Below are 16,765 nucleotides of genomic sequence, written 5' to 3'. Positions count from 1 at the left end.
CCGTCGTACGGTCAGCCCCGGTTCCTGCCGCCGCCCTTGACGCTCGCCCGCAGGAACTCCCGGTTCATCATGGAGATGCTCTGCAGCGGGATCCCCTTGGGGCAGGCCACCGCGCACTCGCCCGTGTTGGTGCAGCCGCCGAAGCCCTCCTCGTCCATCGCCCCGACCATGTCCAGCACCCGCGACTCGCGCTCCGGCTGCCCCTGCGGCAGCACGTTCAGATGGACGACCTTGGCCGAGGTGAAGAGCATCGCCGAGCCGTTGGGGCAGGCCGCCACGCACGCCCCGCAGCCGATGCACTCGGCGTGCTCGAAGGCCGTGTCGGCGACCGGCTTGGGCACGGGGGTGGCGTGGGCGTCGGGGGCGCTGCCGGTCGGCGCGGAGATGAAGCCTCCCGAGCCGATGATCCGGTCGAAGGCCGAGCGGTCCACGACCAGGTCCTTGACCACCGGGAAGGCGGCGGCGCGCCACGGCTCGACGTCGATCGTGTCGCCGTCGGAGAAGTGGCGCATGTGGAGCTGGCAGGTGGTGGTCCGCTCGGGGCCGTGCGCCTGGCCGTTGATGACCATGCCGCACGCGCCGCAGATGCCCTCGCGGCAGTCGTGGTCGAAGGCCACGGGCTCCTCGCCGCGCAGGATCAGCTCCTCGTTGAGCGTGTCCAGCATCTCCAGGAAGGACATCTCGGGCGAGATGCCGTCGATTTCGTACGCGGTCATGGCGCCGGGCTCCTCGGGGCCGCGCTGGCGCCAGATCCGCAGGGTGAGCCTCATGCGTAACTCCGCTGCGTGGGGTGGACGTACTCGAAGGCCAGGTCCTCGCGGTGCAGGACGGGCGCGCCGCCGGTGCCCTGGCCGTGCTCTCCCGGGGGCCGGCCCCCGGACCCCCGGTATTCCCAGGCCGCCACGTACGAGAAGTTCTCGTCGTCGCGGGCCGCCTCGCCGTCGGGCGTCTGGCTCTCCTCGCGGAAGTGGCCGCCGCAGGACTCGGTGCGGTGCAGCGCGTCCAGGCACATCAGCTCGGCCAGCTCCAGGTAGTCGACGACGCGGTTGGCCTTCTCCAGCGACTGGTTGAGCTCCTCGCCGGTGCCCGGCACCTTGATCCGCCGCCAGAACTCCTCGCGGAGCGCCGGGATGCGGTCGAGCGCCTTGCGCAGCCCGGTGTCGGTGCGGGCCATGCCGCACTCGTCCCACAGCAGTTCGCCGAGCTCGCGGTGGAAGGAGTCGGGGGTGCGGTCCCCGTCCACCGCCAGCAGCCGCGCCAGGCGGCCTTGCACCTCCGCCACCGCCTCGGTGACCGCCGGGTGACCGGGGTCCACCTCGCCGTGCGGGTGGCGGGCCAGGTAGTCGTTGATGGTGGCGGGGAGGACGAAGTAGCCGTCGGCCAGGCCCTGCATCAGCGCGGAGGCGCCGAGCCGGTTGGCGCCGTGGTCGGAGAAGTTGGCCTCGCCGATCGCGAACAGGCCGGGCACGGTGGTCTGCAGGTCGTAGTCGACCCACAGGCCGCCCATCGTGTAGTGGATGGCCGGGTAGATCCGCATCGGCACCCGGTACGGGTCCTCGGCGGTGATCCGCTCGTACATCTCGAAGAGGTTGCCGTACTTCTCCGCCACCGCCTCGCGGCCCATCCGGGCGATCGCGTCGGCGAAGTCCAGGTAGACGCCCTGGCCGCCCGGGCCCACCCCGCGCCCCTCGTCGCAGACGTTCTTCGCGGCGCGGGAGGCGATGTCGCGGGGCACCAGATTGCCGAACGACGGGTAGATCCGCTCCAGGTAGTAGTCCCGCTCGTCCTCGGGGATCTCGGCCGGCGGGCGGGTGTCGCCCTTGGCCTTGGGCACCCAGATGCGGCCGTCGTTGCGCAGCGACTCGCTCATCAGGGTCAGCTTGGACTGGTGGTCGCCCGAGCGCGGGATGCAGGTGGGGTGGATCTGGGTGAAGCAGGGGTTGGCGAAGTACGCGCCGCGCCGGTGCGCCCGCCAGATGGCCGTGGCGTTGCTGTTCTTGGCGTTCGTCGACAGGTAGAAGACGTTGCCGTAGCCGCCGGAGGCCAGGACGACGGCGTCCGCGAAGTACGTCGAGATCTCGCCGGTGATCAGGTCGCGGGCCACGATGCCGCGGGCCCGTCCGTCGATGACGATCAGGTCGAGCATCTCGGTGCGGGGGTGCATCTCGACGTGGCCCGCGGCGATCTGCCGCGACAGCGCCTGGTACGCGCCGAGGAGCAGCTGCTGGCCGGTCTGGCCGCGGGCGTAGAAGGTGCGGGAGACCTGGACGCCGCCGAAGGAGCGGGTGTCCAGCAGCCCGCCGTACTCGCGGGCGAACGGCACGCCCTGGGCCACGCACTGGTCGATGATCTCCACCGAGACCTGGGCGAGGCGGTGCACATTGGACTCGCGGGCGCGGAAGTCGCCGCCCTTGACGGTGTCGTAGAACAGCCGGCGGATGGAGTCGCCGTCGTTGCGGTAGTTCTTGGCCGCGTTGATGCCGCCCTGGGCCGCGATCGAGTGGGCCCGCCGCGGCGAGTCCTGGTAGCAGAACTGCACCACGCGGTAGCCCTGCTCGGCGAGGGTCGCCCCGGCCGCGCCGCCCGCGAGCCCCGTGCCGACCACGATCACCGTGTACTTGCGGCGGTTGGCGGGGTTGACCAGCTTGGCCTCGAAGCGGCGGCGGTCCCAGCGCTCCTCGATCGGGCCGTCCGGGGCCTTGGTGTCGGTGATCGGCTCGCCGGTGGTGTACGCCGTATACGCGCTCATGTCAGCTCACTACTCCGGTCATGACGCCGATGGGCACGGAGATGAACCCGCCGGCCAGGACGACCGCCACGGCGGTCGAGGCGATCTTGAGGGCCCGGTCGCGGTGCGGGCGGCCCGCGCCGAGGGTCTGGCAGGCACTCCACAGGCCGTGCCTGATGTGCGCGCCGAGGGCCAGCATCGCCACGATGTAGATGGTGTTGCCGTACCAGGTGGAGAAGGTCGCGACCACGTTCTGGTACGGGTGGCCGGGCTCGGCGCGCTCGTTCACGGTGAGCGTGGTCAGGTCCAGGATGTGCCAGACGACGAACAGGCCGAGGATCACACCGCCCCAGCGCATGGTCCGGGTCGCGTAGCTCGCGCCCTGCCTGCGGCGCGCGTACTTCCGCGGCCGCGCCGCCAGGTCCCGGCGGCTGAGCTGGTACGCGGCCACGCCGTGCAGCACCACGGAGGCCACCAGCGCCACCCGGACCAGCCACAGGAACCACTCGTAGTGCAGCGCGGGCTCGCCGATGACGCGCAGCCAGTGCGCGTAGTGGTTGAACTCCCCGGGGCCGAAGAAGATCTTGAGGTTGCCGAACATATGGGCCGCCAGATAGGCCAGCATGACCAGCCCGGTGACGGCCATCACCGCTTTCTTGCCGACGGTCGAGCGCCACACGGAGCCGATCAGTGACGGCCTCCGCGCGGGCTTCCGCGGCGGTTCCGGCCGCTGTCGCGGCCCCTTCTGGGCGGGCCGCTCAGGGTCCGTCCGCGTCGCCAGTGCCATGGGACAAGACGCTAGGCAGCCCTTGGCGATTCGTCCAAGACATGGTATGGCTGGAATCGATAGAGCATGCCTATCATGCCTGCGTGAGACTGCAGCAGCTGCGCTATTTCGCCACCGTGGCCGATACCCGCCATTTCACGCGGGCCGCGGAGATCCTGCACGTCGCCCAGCCGTCGCTGTCCCAGCAGATCCGCACCCTGGAGCGGGAGCTGGGCGCCGAGCTGTTCCACCGCGCCCGCGGCAACATCGCCCTCACCGACGCCGGGGAGGCCCTGCTTCCGCTGGCCCGGCAGATCCTCGCCGACACCGAGACCGCCCGCCGCGAGGTGCAGGAGGTCGCCCAACTGCGGCGCGGCCGGGTCCGGCTCGGCGCCCCGCCGAGCCTGTGCGCCAGCCTCGTCCCGGACGTGCTGCGCCGCTTCCACGACGAGTTCCCGGGCATCGAGCTGGTCGTGGACGAGGGCGGCTCGCAGGACCTGGTGCGCACCCTGGCCGCGGGGGAGCTGGACCTCGCGCTGATCATCACCCCGCTGGCCGGGCAGGCCCCCGCGCTGGCCACCACCGAGCTGCTGCGCGAGGAGCTGGTCGTGGCCTCCTCGCCGGCCTCCCCGCCGCCCGTCCGGCGCCGTCACATCCGCGTCGAGGACCTGCGGGACCAGCCGCTCGTGATGTTCCGGCGCGGCTACGACCTGCGGGAGTTCACCACCTCGGCCTGCCGGGCGGCCGGCTTCGAGCCCGCCTTCTCCGTCGAGGGCGGGGAGATGGACGCGGTGCTCGGCTTCGTCCGGGCCGGGCTCGGGATCGCCGTGATCCCCGGCATGGTGGCCGCCAGGTCCGGGCTGCGGGCCACGCCCTTCGCGGGCCACGACATGCGGCGCACCATTTCCCTCGCGCACCGCAAGGACGTGGCGCCGCCGCGGGCGGCCCGGGAGCTGCGCCGGGTGCTGCTGGAGCACCTGCGCTCGCCGCGGGTGGGCCAGGAACTGACCCCGGGCACCAGGCTGCTGCCGGCCGCTCCCGAATGACGGGCTGAATGACGGGCCGCGCTGGTCAGCCCCACAGGGCCCGGGCCAGCGCCGCACCGGCGAAGGCGGCGCCGAGCCCGGTGGCCACGCTCACCACCACATTCGCCACCGCGAAGCCCCGCGCGCCGTCCTCGGCCAGCCGCAGCGTCTCGTACGAGAACGTCGAGTACGTCGTCAACGCCCCGCACAGCCCCGTGCCCAGCAGCAGCCGCAGCTCGGGGGAGGCGGCCCCGGCGGTGGCGGCGCCGGTCAGCAGGCCCAGCACCGCACAGCCGATGACATTGACGGTGAAGGTACCCCAGGGGAACACCGAATCGTGCCGGGACTGCACCGCGCGGTCGGTCAGATAGCGCAGCGGCGCGCCCACCATGCCGCCGATCACCACCAGCAGCCAGTTCACCGGGCCTCCCCGCTACCGTCGCCACCGTGGTCGTTTCCACCGGGGCCCGGGGGTCGGACCACCTCGACCGGGTCGAGGACGGCCAGGCCCTCCTCGCCGAGGAGCTCCTCCAGGTCCGGCAGGAAGGCCCGGACCCGCTCCTCCGTGTCCACGATCACGATCGCGACGGGCAGGTCCTCGCTCAGCGACAGCAGCCGCGAGGTGTGGACGACCGACGAAGCGCCGAACCCCTCCACCCCGCGAAAGACGCTCGCCCCCGCCAGGCCCGCCCGATGGGCGCGGTGCACGACCTCGGCGAACAGCGGCCGGTGGTGCCAGGTGTCGCTCTCGCCGACCAGGACGGTCAGCCGCAGGCCGTTCATCGCGCGCCCCCGCCGCCGGCACCGCCCGCGCCGGTCGCCTGACCGGCACCGCCCGCGCCGGTCGCCCCGCCGACAGCGGCACCGCCCGTCTCGCGCGCCCCGAACGCCCCGATGGCGCGCCGCGTCGCCACCACCGCGGCCCACACCGCCGCCAGCGCCACCAGCGGAGTGGCCGCCAGACAGGCCAGTCCGGCGGCCGGGTGGTCCGTGTCGAGCAGCCGCTGGACGTCCACGGCGTACGTCGAGAAGGTGGTGAACCCGCCCAGTACCCCCGTGCCGAAGAACGGCCGGACCAGCCGGTGGGCCGCCCACACCTCGGTGATCAGCACCAGGAACACGCCGATGACCGCACAGCCGACCGCGTTGACCGTGAACGTCGTCCAGGGGAACGCCCCCGTCGGCGTCGGCCACAGCAGCGACGCCCCGTACCGCGCGGCCGCCCCGGCTCCGCCGCCGACCGCCACCGCGCAGACCACCGGGCCCTGCCCGCGCCAGGCGCCGCGGCCCGGGCGCGCGCCGGCACCGGTGCCGTGCCCGGTGACCTGCTCCGCCAGCGGAGACCGTGAGCTGCCCATGGGCCTCAAGGTTACGGGGCGGCCCGCGCGGCGGCCCAGGGCGCTCCGGCCGCTGACGCGCCCCTCACGCGCGCCTCCGTGTCCCCGTGCCGCCGCCGCAGTACGTTGCCCCGGTGGCGCAGGATGATCAAGGCATTACGGGCGAAATGCGGGCATGGGTGGTGCGGAGCCCGGGCCGGCTCGAGCAGGTGGAGCTGCCGGTTCCGCGGCCGGCGGCGGACGAGCTGCTGGTGCGGGTCAGGGCCTGCGGGGTGTGCCGCACCGACCTCCACGTACGCGACGGCGAGCTGCCGCCCCGCAAGAGCCCCGTCGTGCCCGGCCACGAGGTGGTCGGCGAGGTGGTCGCGGCGGGACCGGCGGCCGAGGGCTTCCCGCCCGGGGCCAGGGTGGGGATCCCCTGGCTGCGCCGGACCTGCGGCCGGTGCCGCTACTGCCTCAGGGGCCGCGAGAACCTGTGCCCGTCCTCCGCGTACACCGGCTGGGACGCGGACGGCGGCTACGCCGAGTACACCACGGTCCCGGCCTCCTACGCGTACGAGCTGCCCGCCGACTACACCGACGAGGAGCTCGCCCCCCTGCTGTGCGCCGGGATCATCGGCTATCGCGCGCTGCGCCGCGCCGAGCTGCCGCCGGGCGGCCGGCTCGGCGTCTACGGCTTCGGCGGATCGGCGCACCTCACCACCCAGGTCGCGATCGGCCGCGGCGCGGTGGTCCATGTGCTGACCCGGTCGGCGGCGGCGCGCGCGCTCGCGCTGGAGCTCGGCGCGGCGTCCGCCGGCGACGCGTACGACCGGCCGCCGGAGCCGCTGGACGCGGCGATCCTCTTCGCGCCGGTGGGGGATCTGGTGCCGGTGGCCCTGGAGGCGCTGGACGCCGGCGGCACCCTGAGCGTCGCCGGGATCTACCTCTCCGACCTCCCGTCCCTGCGGTACGAGCGGCATCTCTTCCGCGAGCGCACCCTGCGCAGCGTCACGGCGAACACCCGGGAGGACGGGCGGGAGTTCCTGAACGCGGCGGCCGCCCACCGGCTCCGGGTCAGCGTGACGCCGTACCCGTTCGACCGGGCGGACGCGGCGCTGGACGACCTGGCGGCCGACCGGGTGCACGGGGTGGCGGTGCTGACGATGAACCGGGGAGCGCCCGGGGCGTCGAGCTGATTCATGTCATCGGAAGGACCCACGAATCTCATGGACTTCGATCAGCGCGTCATCGAGGAATTCCGGGCGAACAACGGACACGTGGGCGGCACCTTCGAAGGAGCCTCCCTGGTCCTGCTGACCACGGTCGACGCCAGGACGGGCAAGCCGCACACGACCCCCGCCGGGTATCTGCGCGACGGGGACCGCCATCTGGTCTTCGGCTCCCCCGCCTGCCGCCCCCGGCCCCCGGACTGGTACCACGACATCCTCGCCGACCCGCATCTCACCGTCGAACTCGGCACCGAGGAGGGCGCCGTCAAGCCGTTCGCGGCGCGGGCGGTGGTGCTGGAGGGCGAGGAGCGCGACCGCTGCTGGGAGCTGCGGTGCTCGCGCGACCCGGGCTTCCGCGCGCACGCCGGGCAGGCCGAGCAGGCCGAGCGGCCGGTACCGGTCGTCGCCCTCCACCTGCTCGACCTCGCCGGCAACCCGGAGCGCAATCGGATGATCGGCCAACAGCTGATCCTCCACCACCGCGACCTGCGCGCCGAGCTCCACCGCGCCCGCGCCGCGATCGACCGGGTGCTCGCCGGGGAGCCCGCCCCGGAGCCGGAGGCCGACCTCGCCGCCGGGATGCGGCGGCACTGCCTGACCTTCTGCTACGCGCTGCGGGCCCATCACCTCCAGGAGGAGGGCACCTTCACCGCCTTCGAGAAGCAGTTCCCGCACCTGGTCCCCGCCGTCACCCGGCTGCGGCGGGAACACGCGGTGGTGGAACGGGCCCTGGCGGAGTTCGAGGCCCTGGTGGGCGGGGCCGCCGAGGGGCTGCCCGGCGACCCCGCCGACGCGGAGAAGCTCCGCGCCGAGCTTGACCGGCTGGTCACGGGCCTGGAGGAGCACTTCGCGTACGAGGAGCGGCACCTGCTGCCCGCCCTGGGCACGCCCCCTCCCTCCTGACGCCCCCGCCGCGAGCGCAGGCGCGCCCCGGGATAGCTTTGCCTCGAAGACGAGCACGGAGATGAACAGACGAACGCGCGGGGCCGTGAGGGGGCAGGGGTGTCAACGGAGCGCGAGCCGGCGTCCGGCCGGGAGCCGGGCCTGACCTCGGACGAGGCGATCCGGGCCATGCTCCTGCTGATGCCGCGCGTCGCCGCCCGCCTCAAGCGCACCAAGATCCCCGAGCGGCTGCGCTCCTTCCAGCTGGCCCCCCGGCATCTGTCGCTGCTGTCCTATCTGCTGTTCGACGGCCCGATGCCGGTCAACGAGCTGGCCGCCCGCCTGGAGGTCGCCCCCACCACGGTCAGCCTGATGGTCAGCGACCTCAGCCGGCAGGGCGTCCTGGAGCGCCACACCGACCCCGCCGACCGCAGGCGCGCCATCGTCGCCATCACCGAGGACGAGGAGACCCGCTCCGCCATCGAGAGCTGGCTCGCCCACGGCGCGAACGCCTGGCGCAAGGCCTTCGAACCGCTCACCCCCGAGCAGCGCGCCATGTTCGTCCGGACCATCGAGACGTACGAGAGCGGGGCCTCCGGCGCGGCCGGCTGACCCCGCCGGCCGTCGCCGGCCGCAGCAGGGATGCCCGAGGTCAAGGGCGGCCGCGGTGACTTTGCCTTCGCCCACTCGGCCACACCAGCCGGGACTGGCGGCGGGATTCGAACCCGCGAGGATGTGATCCAGAAGTATCCGCTGCCTGCGCACCGGGCACCCCGCGACGCTGCGTGTCCATGGGCAGCGGAGGCAGGACCCGCCATGCCGCCCGGACATCCTCACCCTAGCCGTCCGCGCCGACAGCGCCGACCGGATTTTCCCCGGTCAGGTCCCCTATGGCGCGTGAATGTCGACGAAGACCAGGTAGACGCCGTACAGCGCGGACAGGGCGGCGGCCGTGCTCAGCAGGGTGAGCCGGACGCCGCCGGAGCGGACCCGGGCCAGGCCGGCCGCGAGCGGCAGCAGCAGGGGGAAGGCGGGCAGCAGGAACCGGGCCCGGACGGCGAAGAACGCCGAGTCGCCCACGGCGATCACCAGCAGTCCCAGGCTGTAGACGACCAGCGGCAGGGGCTGGCGGTGGGCCACCGTCAGGGCGCAGAGGAACGCGCCGCCGCACAGGACGAGCGCCACGACCACCGTGGTGAGCGGCGCCGAGGCGGGGTGGAGGCAGATGTGCCACAGCTCGCGGGCCGTCCTGACGCCCCCGTCGAACCGGGAGTGCCACAGCCTCTGGACGGCGAAGTAACCGTCCCAGCGATCCACCCGGGCGCCCACCCACGCGATGAAGCCCAGCCAGCCCAGCGGGGCGATCGCCGCCCCCAGACACGGCCGCCACCACTCCTCCGCCGACCGCGGCGCCTCGGCCGACTCCCACCACCCCTCCGCCGACCGCGGCGCCTCTGCCTGCCGCGACGCCTCCGCCGGCCCCCACCCCACCTCCGCCGAGCCCCTCCCCAGCCCCGCCGGCCCCGGCGCCGCCCGCCGCCCCCGCGCCCGACCTCGCACGATCGTCGCGACGGCCGCCGCGACGACCGCGGCCACCAGGGCCACCGCGGTGGGCCTGGTCAGCCCCGCCAGCGAGCACAGCGCGCCGGCCCAGATCCAGCGGCGGGTCAGCACCGCGTACAGCGACCAGGCGGCCAGGGCGGTGAACAGCGCCTCCGTATAGGCCAGGCTCTCGACGACGGCGTGCGGCAGCGCGCCCCACACCACCGCGGCCAGCACTCCGGTGCGCCGGCCGTGACACCAGGCGGCGACGGCGAAGATCCCCCAGGCGGCGGCCAGGGAGGCGACCCAGGCGATGAGCAGCGCGGCGCTCGGGAAGCCCAGCGGCGTCACGGCGCGCACCAGCCGGATCAGCGCCGGGTACAGCGGGAAGAACGCCAGGTTGGAGTAGGCGTCCCCGGTGTGCGCGCCGGCCCCCGGGCTCGGCAGGCCGTGGTCGTATCCGGCCGCCGCGACCTCGGTGTACTGCTGGGCGTCCCACAGCGTCGCCATTCTCTCCGCCGCCGGTCGCCCGCTCCGGTGACCCCAGGAGAAGAGCACCGCCACCCCGATGACCCGCACCGCCGCGAAACCCAGCAGCGCGGGGGCCGCCTCACGGGCGGCCGCGCGCAAGCGGCGGAGTCGCGCGGGCACGGCTGCCCCTTGTGGTCATGCCGTCACGGTAGGCAAGCTCCGCCGGTCCCACACGCGGGACTCGGCCGTCCGGACCACCGGGTGCCGGGCGCGCGGGGGGCTCGCCGGCGGGGCCGACCATGCGACACCCCTCCCTCTACGGGCGTAGAGGGAGGGGTGGGAGGCGCCCCCGGCAGGACTCGAACCTGCGGCCAAGTGCTTAGAAGGCACCTGCTCTATCCACTGAGCTACGGGGGCCGGACGGTGGTCACGCAACTGCTGAGCCCCCGGGTGCCCGCGGTTCCGACGGTGCGTGGCCGTGGTGCCGGTGGCCGGGCGCGGCGGATCCGTGACCTTGCCGGGGACAAGGATAGGGCTCCAGGTGCCTCGCCCCGGTTGCTTCACCTCCGTGGCACGTTGTGGAGGTTCGGTGAAGCGGTTAGATAATCGCAGGGAGGTGCGAATCCCGCATCGTTTTTCACGCCCCAAAGAGCGGGTGTTGTCTACTCGTTATGCCCGAGCCCCGGTCGCCCCGTCCGCCCCTTGCTCAATCTGGGGTAATCCGGGTGGGTCTGTTTGACGCGCAGGAGTGAGCATACGCTTCAAAAAGAGATCAAAAGCGGGCATTCTTCACCCGTGGCGATCTTGGACGTACGGCCCCGACTGCTCGACGCACTGACCGCACTGCGCGCCCGTGTCGATGCCGCACGGTTTCCGCTCCCCCTCCCCGGCGCCGACCGCGCCCGGCGCGGCCGCGCCGAGCTGCTCGCCCAACTGGACGACTACCTCGTGCCCCGGTTGCGCGCCCCCGAAGCCCCCTTGCTGGCCGTCATCGGCGGCTCCACCGGCGCCGGCAAATCCACGCTCGTCAATTCGCTGGTCGGCCGCCGCGTCACCGAAGCCGGAGTGCTGCGCCCGACCACCCGCACCCCGGTGCTCGTCTGCCACCCCGACGACCGCCAGTGGTTCGCCGGACAGCGGGTGCTGCCCCAGCTCACCCGGGTGTGGGTGCCCGCCCAGGGCGAGCGGACCGACGGCGGATACGAGGAGGAGGCGTACCCGGCGGCGTACGGGACGACCGCCTACGGGCAGGGGGACAGGGGCGCGCGGGCGGCCGGCGAGGAGGGCGGGGCGGCGGGCGCGCTGCGCGTCGAGACCGACCCGGGACTCGCGCGCGGCCTCGCGCTCCTCGACGCCCCCGACATCGACTCCCTCGTCGCCCGCAATCGCGACCTCGCCGCCGAGCTGATCTGCGCGGCCGACATCTGGGTGCTGGTGACCACCGCCACCCGCTACGCCGACGCCGTGCCCTGGCACCTGTTGCGCACCGCCAAGGAGTACGACGTCACCCTCGTCACCGTCCTCGACCGGGTGCCCCACCAGGTCGCCGCCGAGGTCTCCCACCAGTACGCGGCCCTGCTCACGGCGGCCGGTCTCGGCGAGGTGCCCCGCTTCACCATCCCCGAGCTTCCCGAGTCCGCCGGCGGCGGCAGCGGGCTGCTGCCCGGCACGGCCGTCGCCGCCCTGCGTGACTGGCTCACCCGGCACGCCCAGGACCCGGCCGTCCGCCACGCCGCCGCCGAGCGCACCGCCGCCGGGGTGATCGCCTCGCTCCGCGCCCGGATGCCCGCGCTGGCCGGGGCGGCGGCCGCCCAGCACGCGGCGGCCGTGCGGCTGGTCCAGCATGTCGAGGGCGCGTACCAGGAGGCGGCCGAGCGGGTGCGGCGCGAACTGGACGCAGGGGCGGCACTCGCGGGGGGCGCGCTCACTCACTGGCACGGCCGGCCGTACGACAGCACACCCGAGGAACTCCTCACCGCCCTCGCCGACTCCCTCGCCACCCTGCTGCGCAGCGTCACCGCCGCCGCCGACGAGCGGATCGCGGAGGCGGGCCGGCGCGACCCCGCCGCGCGCGCCGGGCTCGCGCCGTGCGACGCGCGCGGCGCCGGGGAGCGGATCGGCGTGGCCGTACGGCGCTGGCGGCGCTGTGTCGAGGAGCTCGCCGAGGAGGAGGTGGCCCAGCGGGCCGCCGAGGGCGGCTCCGGCTGCGCGCCCGACGAGGCCGCCGCGCTGCTCGTGGCCTCCCTCATCGGCGGGCGCCGCACCCGTACGGCGGGCGAGCGGCTCGCCGAGACGCTGGGCGCGCAGGGGGCGCTGCGCCTGCGCGACCGGGGCCGGCGGCTGCTCGACGACTGCGTCGGGCGGGTGCTGGCGGCCGAGCGGGACCGGCGGCTGGCCCCGCTGGACGCCCTCGATGTGACCCCGGACCACCAGGTCCGGCTGATCGCCGCGCTGTCCGTGCTGCAGAAGGAGAGGTGACGGTGGTGACGGCCACTGCGATGTCCGGGCCGGAAGGCGCCCCCTCGGGCGCGGCCGACGCGCCGCCCCGGCAGGCGTCCCGGCAGACCTGGGACGACGGCCTGATCGCGCGGCGGGTACGGCACCGGCGCCCCGGACCGGCGGCCGCCGCCCCGGCGGGGGAGCGGGGGCCGGAGCCCCCCTATGGGGAAGAGGTCGACGGCGGGCCCGCTCAGGGGCACGGCGGCGGGGCGTATGCCGAGGGGTACGGCACGGGCCATGGCGGCGGAGCGTGTGGCCACGGCGGCGGGGCGTACGGCCATGGCGGCGGGGCGTACGGCCACGGCGGCGGGACGCTGCGCGAGCCGTGCGCGCCGGTCTACGAGGCGTACGAGCCGTACGAGCCCGGCGGGCGCGGCTTCGTCACCGGGACGCTGCGCCCCCGCCTCGACGCCCTGCGCGAGCTGGTGGGGCTGTCCCGCACCCGGCTGGACGGGCGCACCCTCGGCGAGGCCGGGCGGGTGCTCGACGAGGCCGTCGCGCGCGGGCGGCACCCGCTCGGCCACACCGTCGTGGCCCTCGCCGGGGCCACCGGAAGCGGCAAGTCCACGCTCTTCAACGCCCTGGCCGGCGCGTATCTGTCCGAGGCCGGGATCCGTCGCCCCACGACCGCCGCGCCGCTCGCCTGCGCGTGGACCGACCACGCCGACGGCCTGCTCGACCGGCTGGACATCCCGCACCGGGACCGCCGCCGCCCCGCCTATCCGTACGACCCGACGCTGCGCGGGCTGGTGCTGCTCGACCTGCCCGACCACGACTCGGCGGCCCCGGGCCACCGCGAGCGGGTGGACCGGCTGCTGGGGCTGGTCGACGCGGTGGTGTGGGTGGTGGACCCGGAGAAGTACGCGGACGCGGTGCTGCACGAGCGCTATCTGCGCCCGCTGGCCGGATACGCCGAGGTGACCTTCGTCGTGCTCAACCAGGTGGACCGGCTCCCGGGCGAGGCCGCCGACCAGGTGCTGGACGACCTGCGGCGGCTGCTGGACGAGGACGGGCTCGCGCTCGGCGAGCACGGGGAGCCCGGGGCGACCGTCCTGGCGCTGTCCGCGCTGACCGGCTCGGGCGTCGGCCAGCTGCGGGAGGCGCTGGGTCGGCTCGCGGCCGAGTGCGGGGCGGCGGAGCGGCGGCTGGCGGCGGACGTGGACGGCGTGATGGAGCGGCTGCGCCCGCAGTACGTGGCGGACGGGGCGCCGGTCGGCTTCTCCGCGCGGGCCCGCGCGGAGTTCGAGGACCGGCTGGCGGACGCGGCGGGCGCGGTGGCGGCCGGGCAGGCGGCGGAGCGCGCCTGGCTGCGGGACGCGCGGTGGGCGTGCGGGACGCCGTGGGGACGGCTGAGGCAGCTGAGACGGGCGGGGGCCGTGTGGTCCTGGGAGCGGGACGTGGAGGCGGCGGGGAGCGGGGGCGCGGCCGGCGGCCGGGCGGGGGGACGGGGCGGGGCCGGGCGGGAGATCCCGGGGGCGAGGGCGAAGGCGGCGGCGGTGCCCGCGGTCACCGCCCGGCCCGCGGTGGAGGAGGCGGTGCGGGCCTTGGCGGACGAGGCGACGGAGGGGCTGCCCGCGCCCTGGGCGCAGGCCGTCCGGGAGGCGGCGGCGTGGGGCGGCAAGGGGCTGCCGGACGCGGTGGACGAGGCGGTGGCCGCGTCGGCGGACCGGCGGCTGTCCCGGCCGGCGTGGTGGTCGGTGGTGGCGGCGGCGCAGGCCGCGCTGGCGGGGGTGCAGCTGCTGGGGGTGGCGTGCCTGCTGGCGGTGGTGGCGGGGGTGTTCGGCGGCCCGGCCTGGTGGGTGGCCGCGGTGCCGGCCGCGGTGGCCGGGGCGGGCGGGCCGGCGCTGGCCTGGGCGTGCGGGCTCGCGGCCCGGGGGCCGGCGCGGCGGTACGGGCTGGCGGCGGAGCGGCGGCTTCGGGAGGCGGCCGCGGAGTGCGGGCGGGCGCGGGTGCTGGAGCCGGTGGCGGCGGAGCTGGCGCGCTATCGGGAGGTGCGGAAGCAGTACGTCATCGCGGCGGGGGGAGCGCCCGGCTACTCACCCGGGCGGGGCACCGGGTTGTCCACAACCGGGGAGTAGTCCACAGGCCCCGGCGGGCTTCCGCGAACGCGTGCAGCATAAAGGCGGAAGGACGCGGGAGCGCGGTGAAGCGACGGGGGAGGCGGCGCGGTTGAACGAGACGTGGGTGACGGTGGTGGGCAATGCCGCCACACGGCCGGACTACTGGGAGACGGCGGCCGGGGTGGCGGTGGCCCGGTTCCGGCTGGCGGTGACGGCGCGCCGCTGGGACCGGGCGCGGGAGGCGTGGCTGGACGCGTACACCAGCTTCTACACGGTCTGGACCTGGCGACACCTCGCGGTCAATGTGGCCGCGTCGGTCTCGCTCGGCGAACCGCTCGTCGTGCACGGGACGTTACGGGTGCGGGAGCGATCGAGCGAGGGGCAGGGCGGATGGCCCGGCGAGCGGCCGGCGGAGCGAGCGGGCGAGCGGCGGGTGCCCGGCGCGGGGGAGGGGGCCGGAGAGCCGCGGCGGGAGGACCCCGGCGGGGCCAGGCGGTGGATCACCGCGGACATCGACGCGGTGGCGGTCGGCCACGATCTGGCGCGCGGCACCTCCGCGTTCCGCAGGGTCTCGCGGGCTAAACCTCTTTTAAATGCATCGACCGGGGCAACCTCCCCGTGATCCCCGGAGATTTATCGATAAAGCCAGGTCAGCGGCCCGGTGTGATGAGATAACGATTTCGATTCGGATCGGTTGGGCCGTGGCATTCCTGGGGATCGCGAGGCGCGATCTCCTTAGGATCCCTGGTGCCAACGGGGGCTCCTGAGTTTTGAGTTCGCCGGCGAGGCGCACCCACAGATCGGCGCTCGCCCGAAGGGGAAACCATGATTTCTGTAACGAGGCGGGGCTCCGCTCGCCTTGCAGCCGCTGTCCTGGCCTCCGGCCTGGTCGCCGCGGGTGCGATAGCCACGGCCGGCGTCGCCGCCGCGGACGAGGCCCCTCCGAGCCAGGGCGGCGCCACCGCCACGCTGAGCGGTCTCAAGACCTTCGACAAGGCGGTCATCCACGACAAGGGCAAGGACCAGCGCGTCGGCGCGGGCCTGTTCGAGATGGCGGTCGACAACGGCGGCACGATCCAGACGTACTGCATCGACCTCCACAACCCGACGCAGAGCAAGGCCAAGTACGAGGAGAAGCCCTGGAGCGCCACCTCGCTGGCGCACAACGCCGAGGCCGGCAAGATCAACTGGATCCTGCAGAACTCCTACCCGCAGGTCAACGACCTGTCCGCGCTGGCCGCCAAGGCCAACTCCGGCCCCCTGACGGAGAAGACCGCGGCCGCCGGCACCCAGGTCGCCATCTGGCGCTTCTCGGACGGCGCGGACGTCGACGCGGTCGACCCCGCGGCCCAGAAGCTGGCCGACTACCTCGAGAAGAGCGCGCAGAGCCTCCAGGAGCCCAAGGCGTCGCTCAGCCTGGACCCGCCCGCGGTCTCCGGCAAGTCCGGTGAGCGCCTGGGCCCGATCAAGGTCCACACCAACGCGGACAGCGTCACGGTCACCCCGGGCGACACCGCCTCCTCCGGCGTCAAGGTCGTCGACAAGGACGGCAAGACGATCACCAGCGCCACCGACGGCAGCGAGCTGTACTTCGACGTGCCGGCCGGCGCCGCCGACGGCAGCGCCACGCTGACCGCCCAGGCCGCCACCAAGGTCCCGGTCGGCCGCGCGTTCGCCAGCGCCACCAAGAGCCAGACCCAGATCCTGGCCGGCTCCAGCGAGTCCACCGTCTCCGCCACCGCCACCGCGGACTGGGCGAAGAAGGGCCCGATCCCGGCCCTGTCCGCCGAGAAGAACTGCGCCAAGGGCGGCGTGGACATCACGGCGACGAACAAGGGCGACGAGGCGTTCAGCTTCGAGCTCCTCGGTGAGAAGCACACCGTCGAGGCCGGCAAGTCCGAGACCATCACCGCCCCGGTGAAGGAGGACCAGGCCTACAAGTTCACGATCACCGGTCCGAACGGCTTCGAGAAGACCTTCTCCGGCGTCCTTGACTGCAAGACCGCCAGCACCGGCGGCGGCAGCGGTGACCAGACCCCGTCCTCCCAGCCGAGCCCGGCCTCGGCCGGCGGCGGCAGCGCCGACAGCACCAGCGGCGGCGACCTGGCCGAGACGGGCAGCAGCAGCAACACCCCGATCATCGCGGGTGTGGCCGTGGCCCTCGTGGTGATCGGCGGCGGCGCGGTCTTCCTCGTCCGCAAGAAGAAGGCGACCGCGACCGGTGAGTGATCGCTGACCGGATGT

General features: G+C 74.4%; 15 protein-coding genes and 1 tRNA gene. 8 read left to right on the top strand and 8 right to left on the bottom strand.

What is annotated here, in order from left to right:
* Positions 1-11: 11 nt before the first annotated feature.
* From ABFY07_RS11735 to ABFY07_RS11725, 3 genes are read right to left on the bottom strand one after another with little or no spacing between them, the layout of a single operon-like run.
* The gene (locus tag ABFY07_RS11735; protein ID WP_346174423.1) at positions 12-770 is read right to left on the bottom strand and encodes a succinate dehydrogenase/fumarate reductase iron-sulfur subunit; all 759 of its coding nucleotides are present in this window, start codon (positions 768-770) and stop codon (positions 12-14) included.
* On the bottom strand, positions 767-2,749 hold the full coding sequence (locus tag ABFY07_RS11730; protein WP_065959458.1) for a fumarate reductase/succinate dehydrogenase flavoprotein subunit: 1,983 nt from the start codon (positions 2,747-2,749) through the stop codon (positions 767-769). The genes ABFY07_RS11735 and ABFY07_RS11730 overlap by 4 nt, the downstream gene beginning before the upstream one ends.
* 1 nt (position 2,750) lies before the next feature.
* Positions 2,751-3,515: a succinate dehydrogenase gene (locus tag ABFY07_RS11725; protein ID WP_346174422.1), complete on the bottom strand. Its 765-nt coding sequence runs from the start codon at positions 3,513-3,515 to the stop codon at positions 2,751-2,753.
* Between the two features lie 83 nt (positions 3,516-3,598).
* On the opposite strand from ABFY07_RS11725, the gene ABFY07_RS11720 reads away from it, so the two are divergent.
* Positions 3,599-4,540 carry a LysR family transcriptional regulator gene (locus tag ABFY07_RS11720; protein WP_346174421.1) on the top strand — a complete coding sequence of 314 codons (942 nt, stop codon included), beginning with the start codon at positions 3,599-3,601 and terminating at the stop codon, positions 4,538-4,540.
* Between the two features lie 25 nt (positions 4,541-4,565).
* On the opposite strand, the gene crcB is transcribed toward ABFY07_RS11720, so the two are convergent.
* From crcB to ABFY07_RS11705, 3 genes are read right to left on the bottom strand one after another with little or no spacing between them, the layout of a single operon-like run.
* Positions 4,566-4,940: a fluoride efflux transporter CrcB gene (crcB, locus tag ABFY07_RS11715; protein ID WP_065959455.1), complete on the bottom strand. Its 375-nt coding sequence runs from the start codon at positions 4,938-4,940 to the stop codon at positions 4,566-4,568.
* A complete protein-coding gene (locus ABFY07_RS11710) occupies positions 4,937-5,302 on the bottom strand; it encodes a DUF190 domain-containing protein (RefSeq protein ID WP_346174420.1) in 366 nt (121 codons plus the stop codon). Before ABFY07_RS11710 ends, crcB begins: the two co-directional genes overlap by 4 nt.
* A complete protein-coding gene (locus ABFY07_RS11705; protein WP_346174419.1) occupies positions 5,299-5,877 on the bottom strand; it encodes a fluoride efflux transporter FluC in 579 nt (192 codons plus the stop codon). Before ABFY07_RS11705 ends, ABFY07_RS11710 begins: the two co-directional genes overlap by 4 nt.
* Before the next feature lie 146 nt (positions 5,878-6,023).
* Between ABFY07_RS11705 and ABFY07_RS11700 the strand changes: the two genes are divergently transcribed.
* The 3 genes from ABFY07_RS11700 (at position 6,024) to ABFY07_RS11690 (ending at position 8,561) form a co-directional block, all read left to right on the top strand.
* The gene (locus ABFY07_RS11700) at positions 6,024-7,034 is read left to right on the top strand and encodes a zinc-binding alcohol dehydrogenase family protein (protein WP_346174418.1); all 1,011 of its coding nucleotides are present in this window, start codon (positions 6,024-6,026) and stop codon (positions 7,032-7,034) included.
* Between the two features lie 30 nt (positions 7,035-7,064).
* Positions 7,065-7,970, top strand: a complete 906-nt coding sequence (locus ABFY07_RS11695) for a nitroreductase/quinone reductase family protein (protein WP_346174417.1) — start codon at positions 7,065-7,067, stop codon at positions 7,968-7,970.
* A 99-nt stretch (positions 7,971-8,069) separates the two neighbouring features.
* The gene (locus ABFY07_RS11690) at positions 8,070-8,561 is read left to right on the top strand and encodes a MarR family winged helix-turn-helix transcriptional regulator (protein ID WP_346174416.1); all 492 of its coding nucleotides are present in this window, start codon (positions 8,070-8,072) and stop codon (positions 8,559-8,561) included.
* A gap of 276 nt (positions 8,562-8,837) precedes the next feature.
* Here ABFY07_RS11690 and ABFY07_RS11685 read toward each other — a convergent pair whose 3' ends face one another.
* Positions 8,838-10,142: a hypothetical protein gene (locus ABFY07_RS11685; RefSeq protein WP_346174415.1), complete on the bottom strand. Its 1,305-nt coding sequence runs from the start codon at positions 10,140-10,142 to the stop codon at positions 8,838-8,840.
* Positions 10,143-10,306: 164 nt separating this feature from the next.
* Positions 10,307-10,379: transfer RNA gene (locus ABFY07_RS11680), tRNA-Arg, on the bottom strand.
* A gap of 387 nt (positions 10,380-10,766) precedes the next feature.
* Between ABFY07_RS11680 and ABFY07_RS11675 the strand changes: the two genes are divergently transcribed.
* The 4 genes from ABFY07_RS11675 to ABFY07_RS11660 all read left to right on the top strand — a co-directional run bounded on the left by ABFY07_RS11675 (position 10,767) and on the right by ABFY07_RS11660 (position 16,750).
* A complete protein-coding gene (locus ABFY07_RS11675; protein ID WP_346174535.1) occupies positions 10,767-12,440 on the top strand; it encodes a dynamin family protein in 1,674 nt (557 codons plus the stop codon).
* A 20-nt stretch (positions 12,441-12,460) separates the two neighbouring features.
* Positions 12,461-14,539, top strand: coding sequence for a GTPase (locus tag ABFY07_RS11670; RefSeq protein WP_428836911.1), 2,079 nt, complete (start codon positions 12,461-12,463; stop codon positions 14,537-14,539).
* A 91-nt stretch (positions 14,540-14,630) separates the two neighbouring features.
* A complete protein-coding gene (locus ABFY07_RS11665) occupies positions 14,631-15,143 on the top strand; it encodes a single-stranded DNA-binding protein (protein ID WP_346174413.1) in 513 nt (170 codons plus the stop codon).
* A gap of 203 nt (positions 15,144-15,346) precedes the next feature.
* A complete protein-coding gene (locus tag ABFY07_RS11660; RefSeq protein WP_346174412.1) occupies positions 15,347-16,750 on the top strand; it encodes a Cys-Gln thioester bond-forming surface protein in 1,404 nt (467 codons plus the stop codon).
* Positions 16,751-16,765 lie beyond the last annotated feature (15 nt).

Source organism: Streptomyces sparsogenes subsp. cuspidosporus (assembly GCF_039532705.1).
In the GTDB taxonomy this organism is placed as follows: Bacteria; Actinomycetota; Actinomycetes; order Streptomycetales; family Streptomycetaceae; genus Streptomyces; species Streptomyces sparsogenes.
Note: the sequence above shows the minus strand (reverse complement) of the source record. Positions and strands in the feature narration are given on the sequence as shown.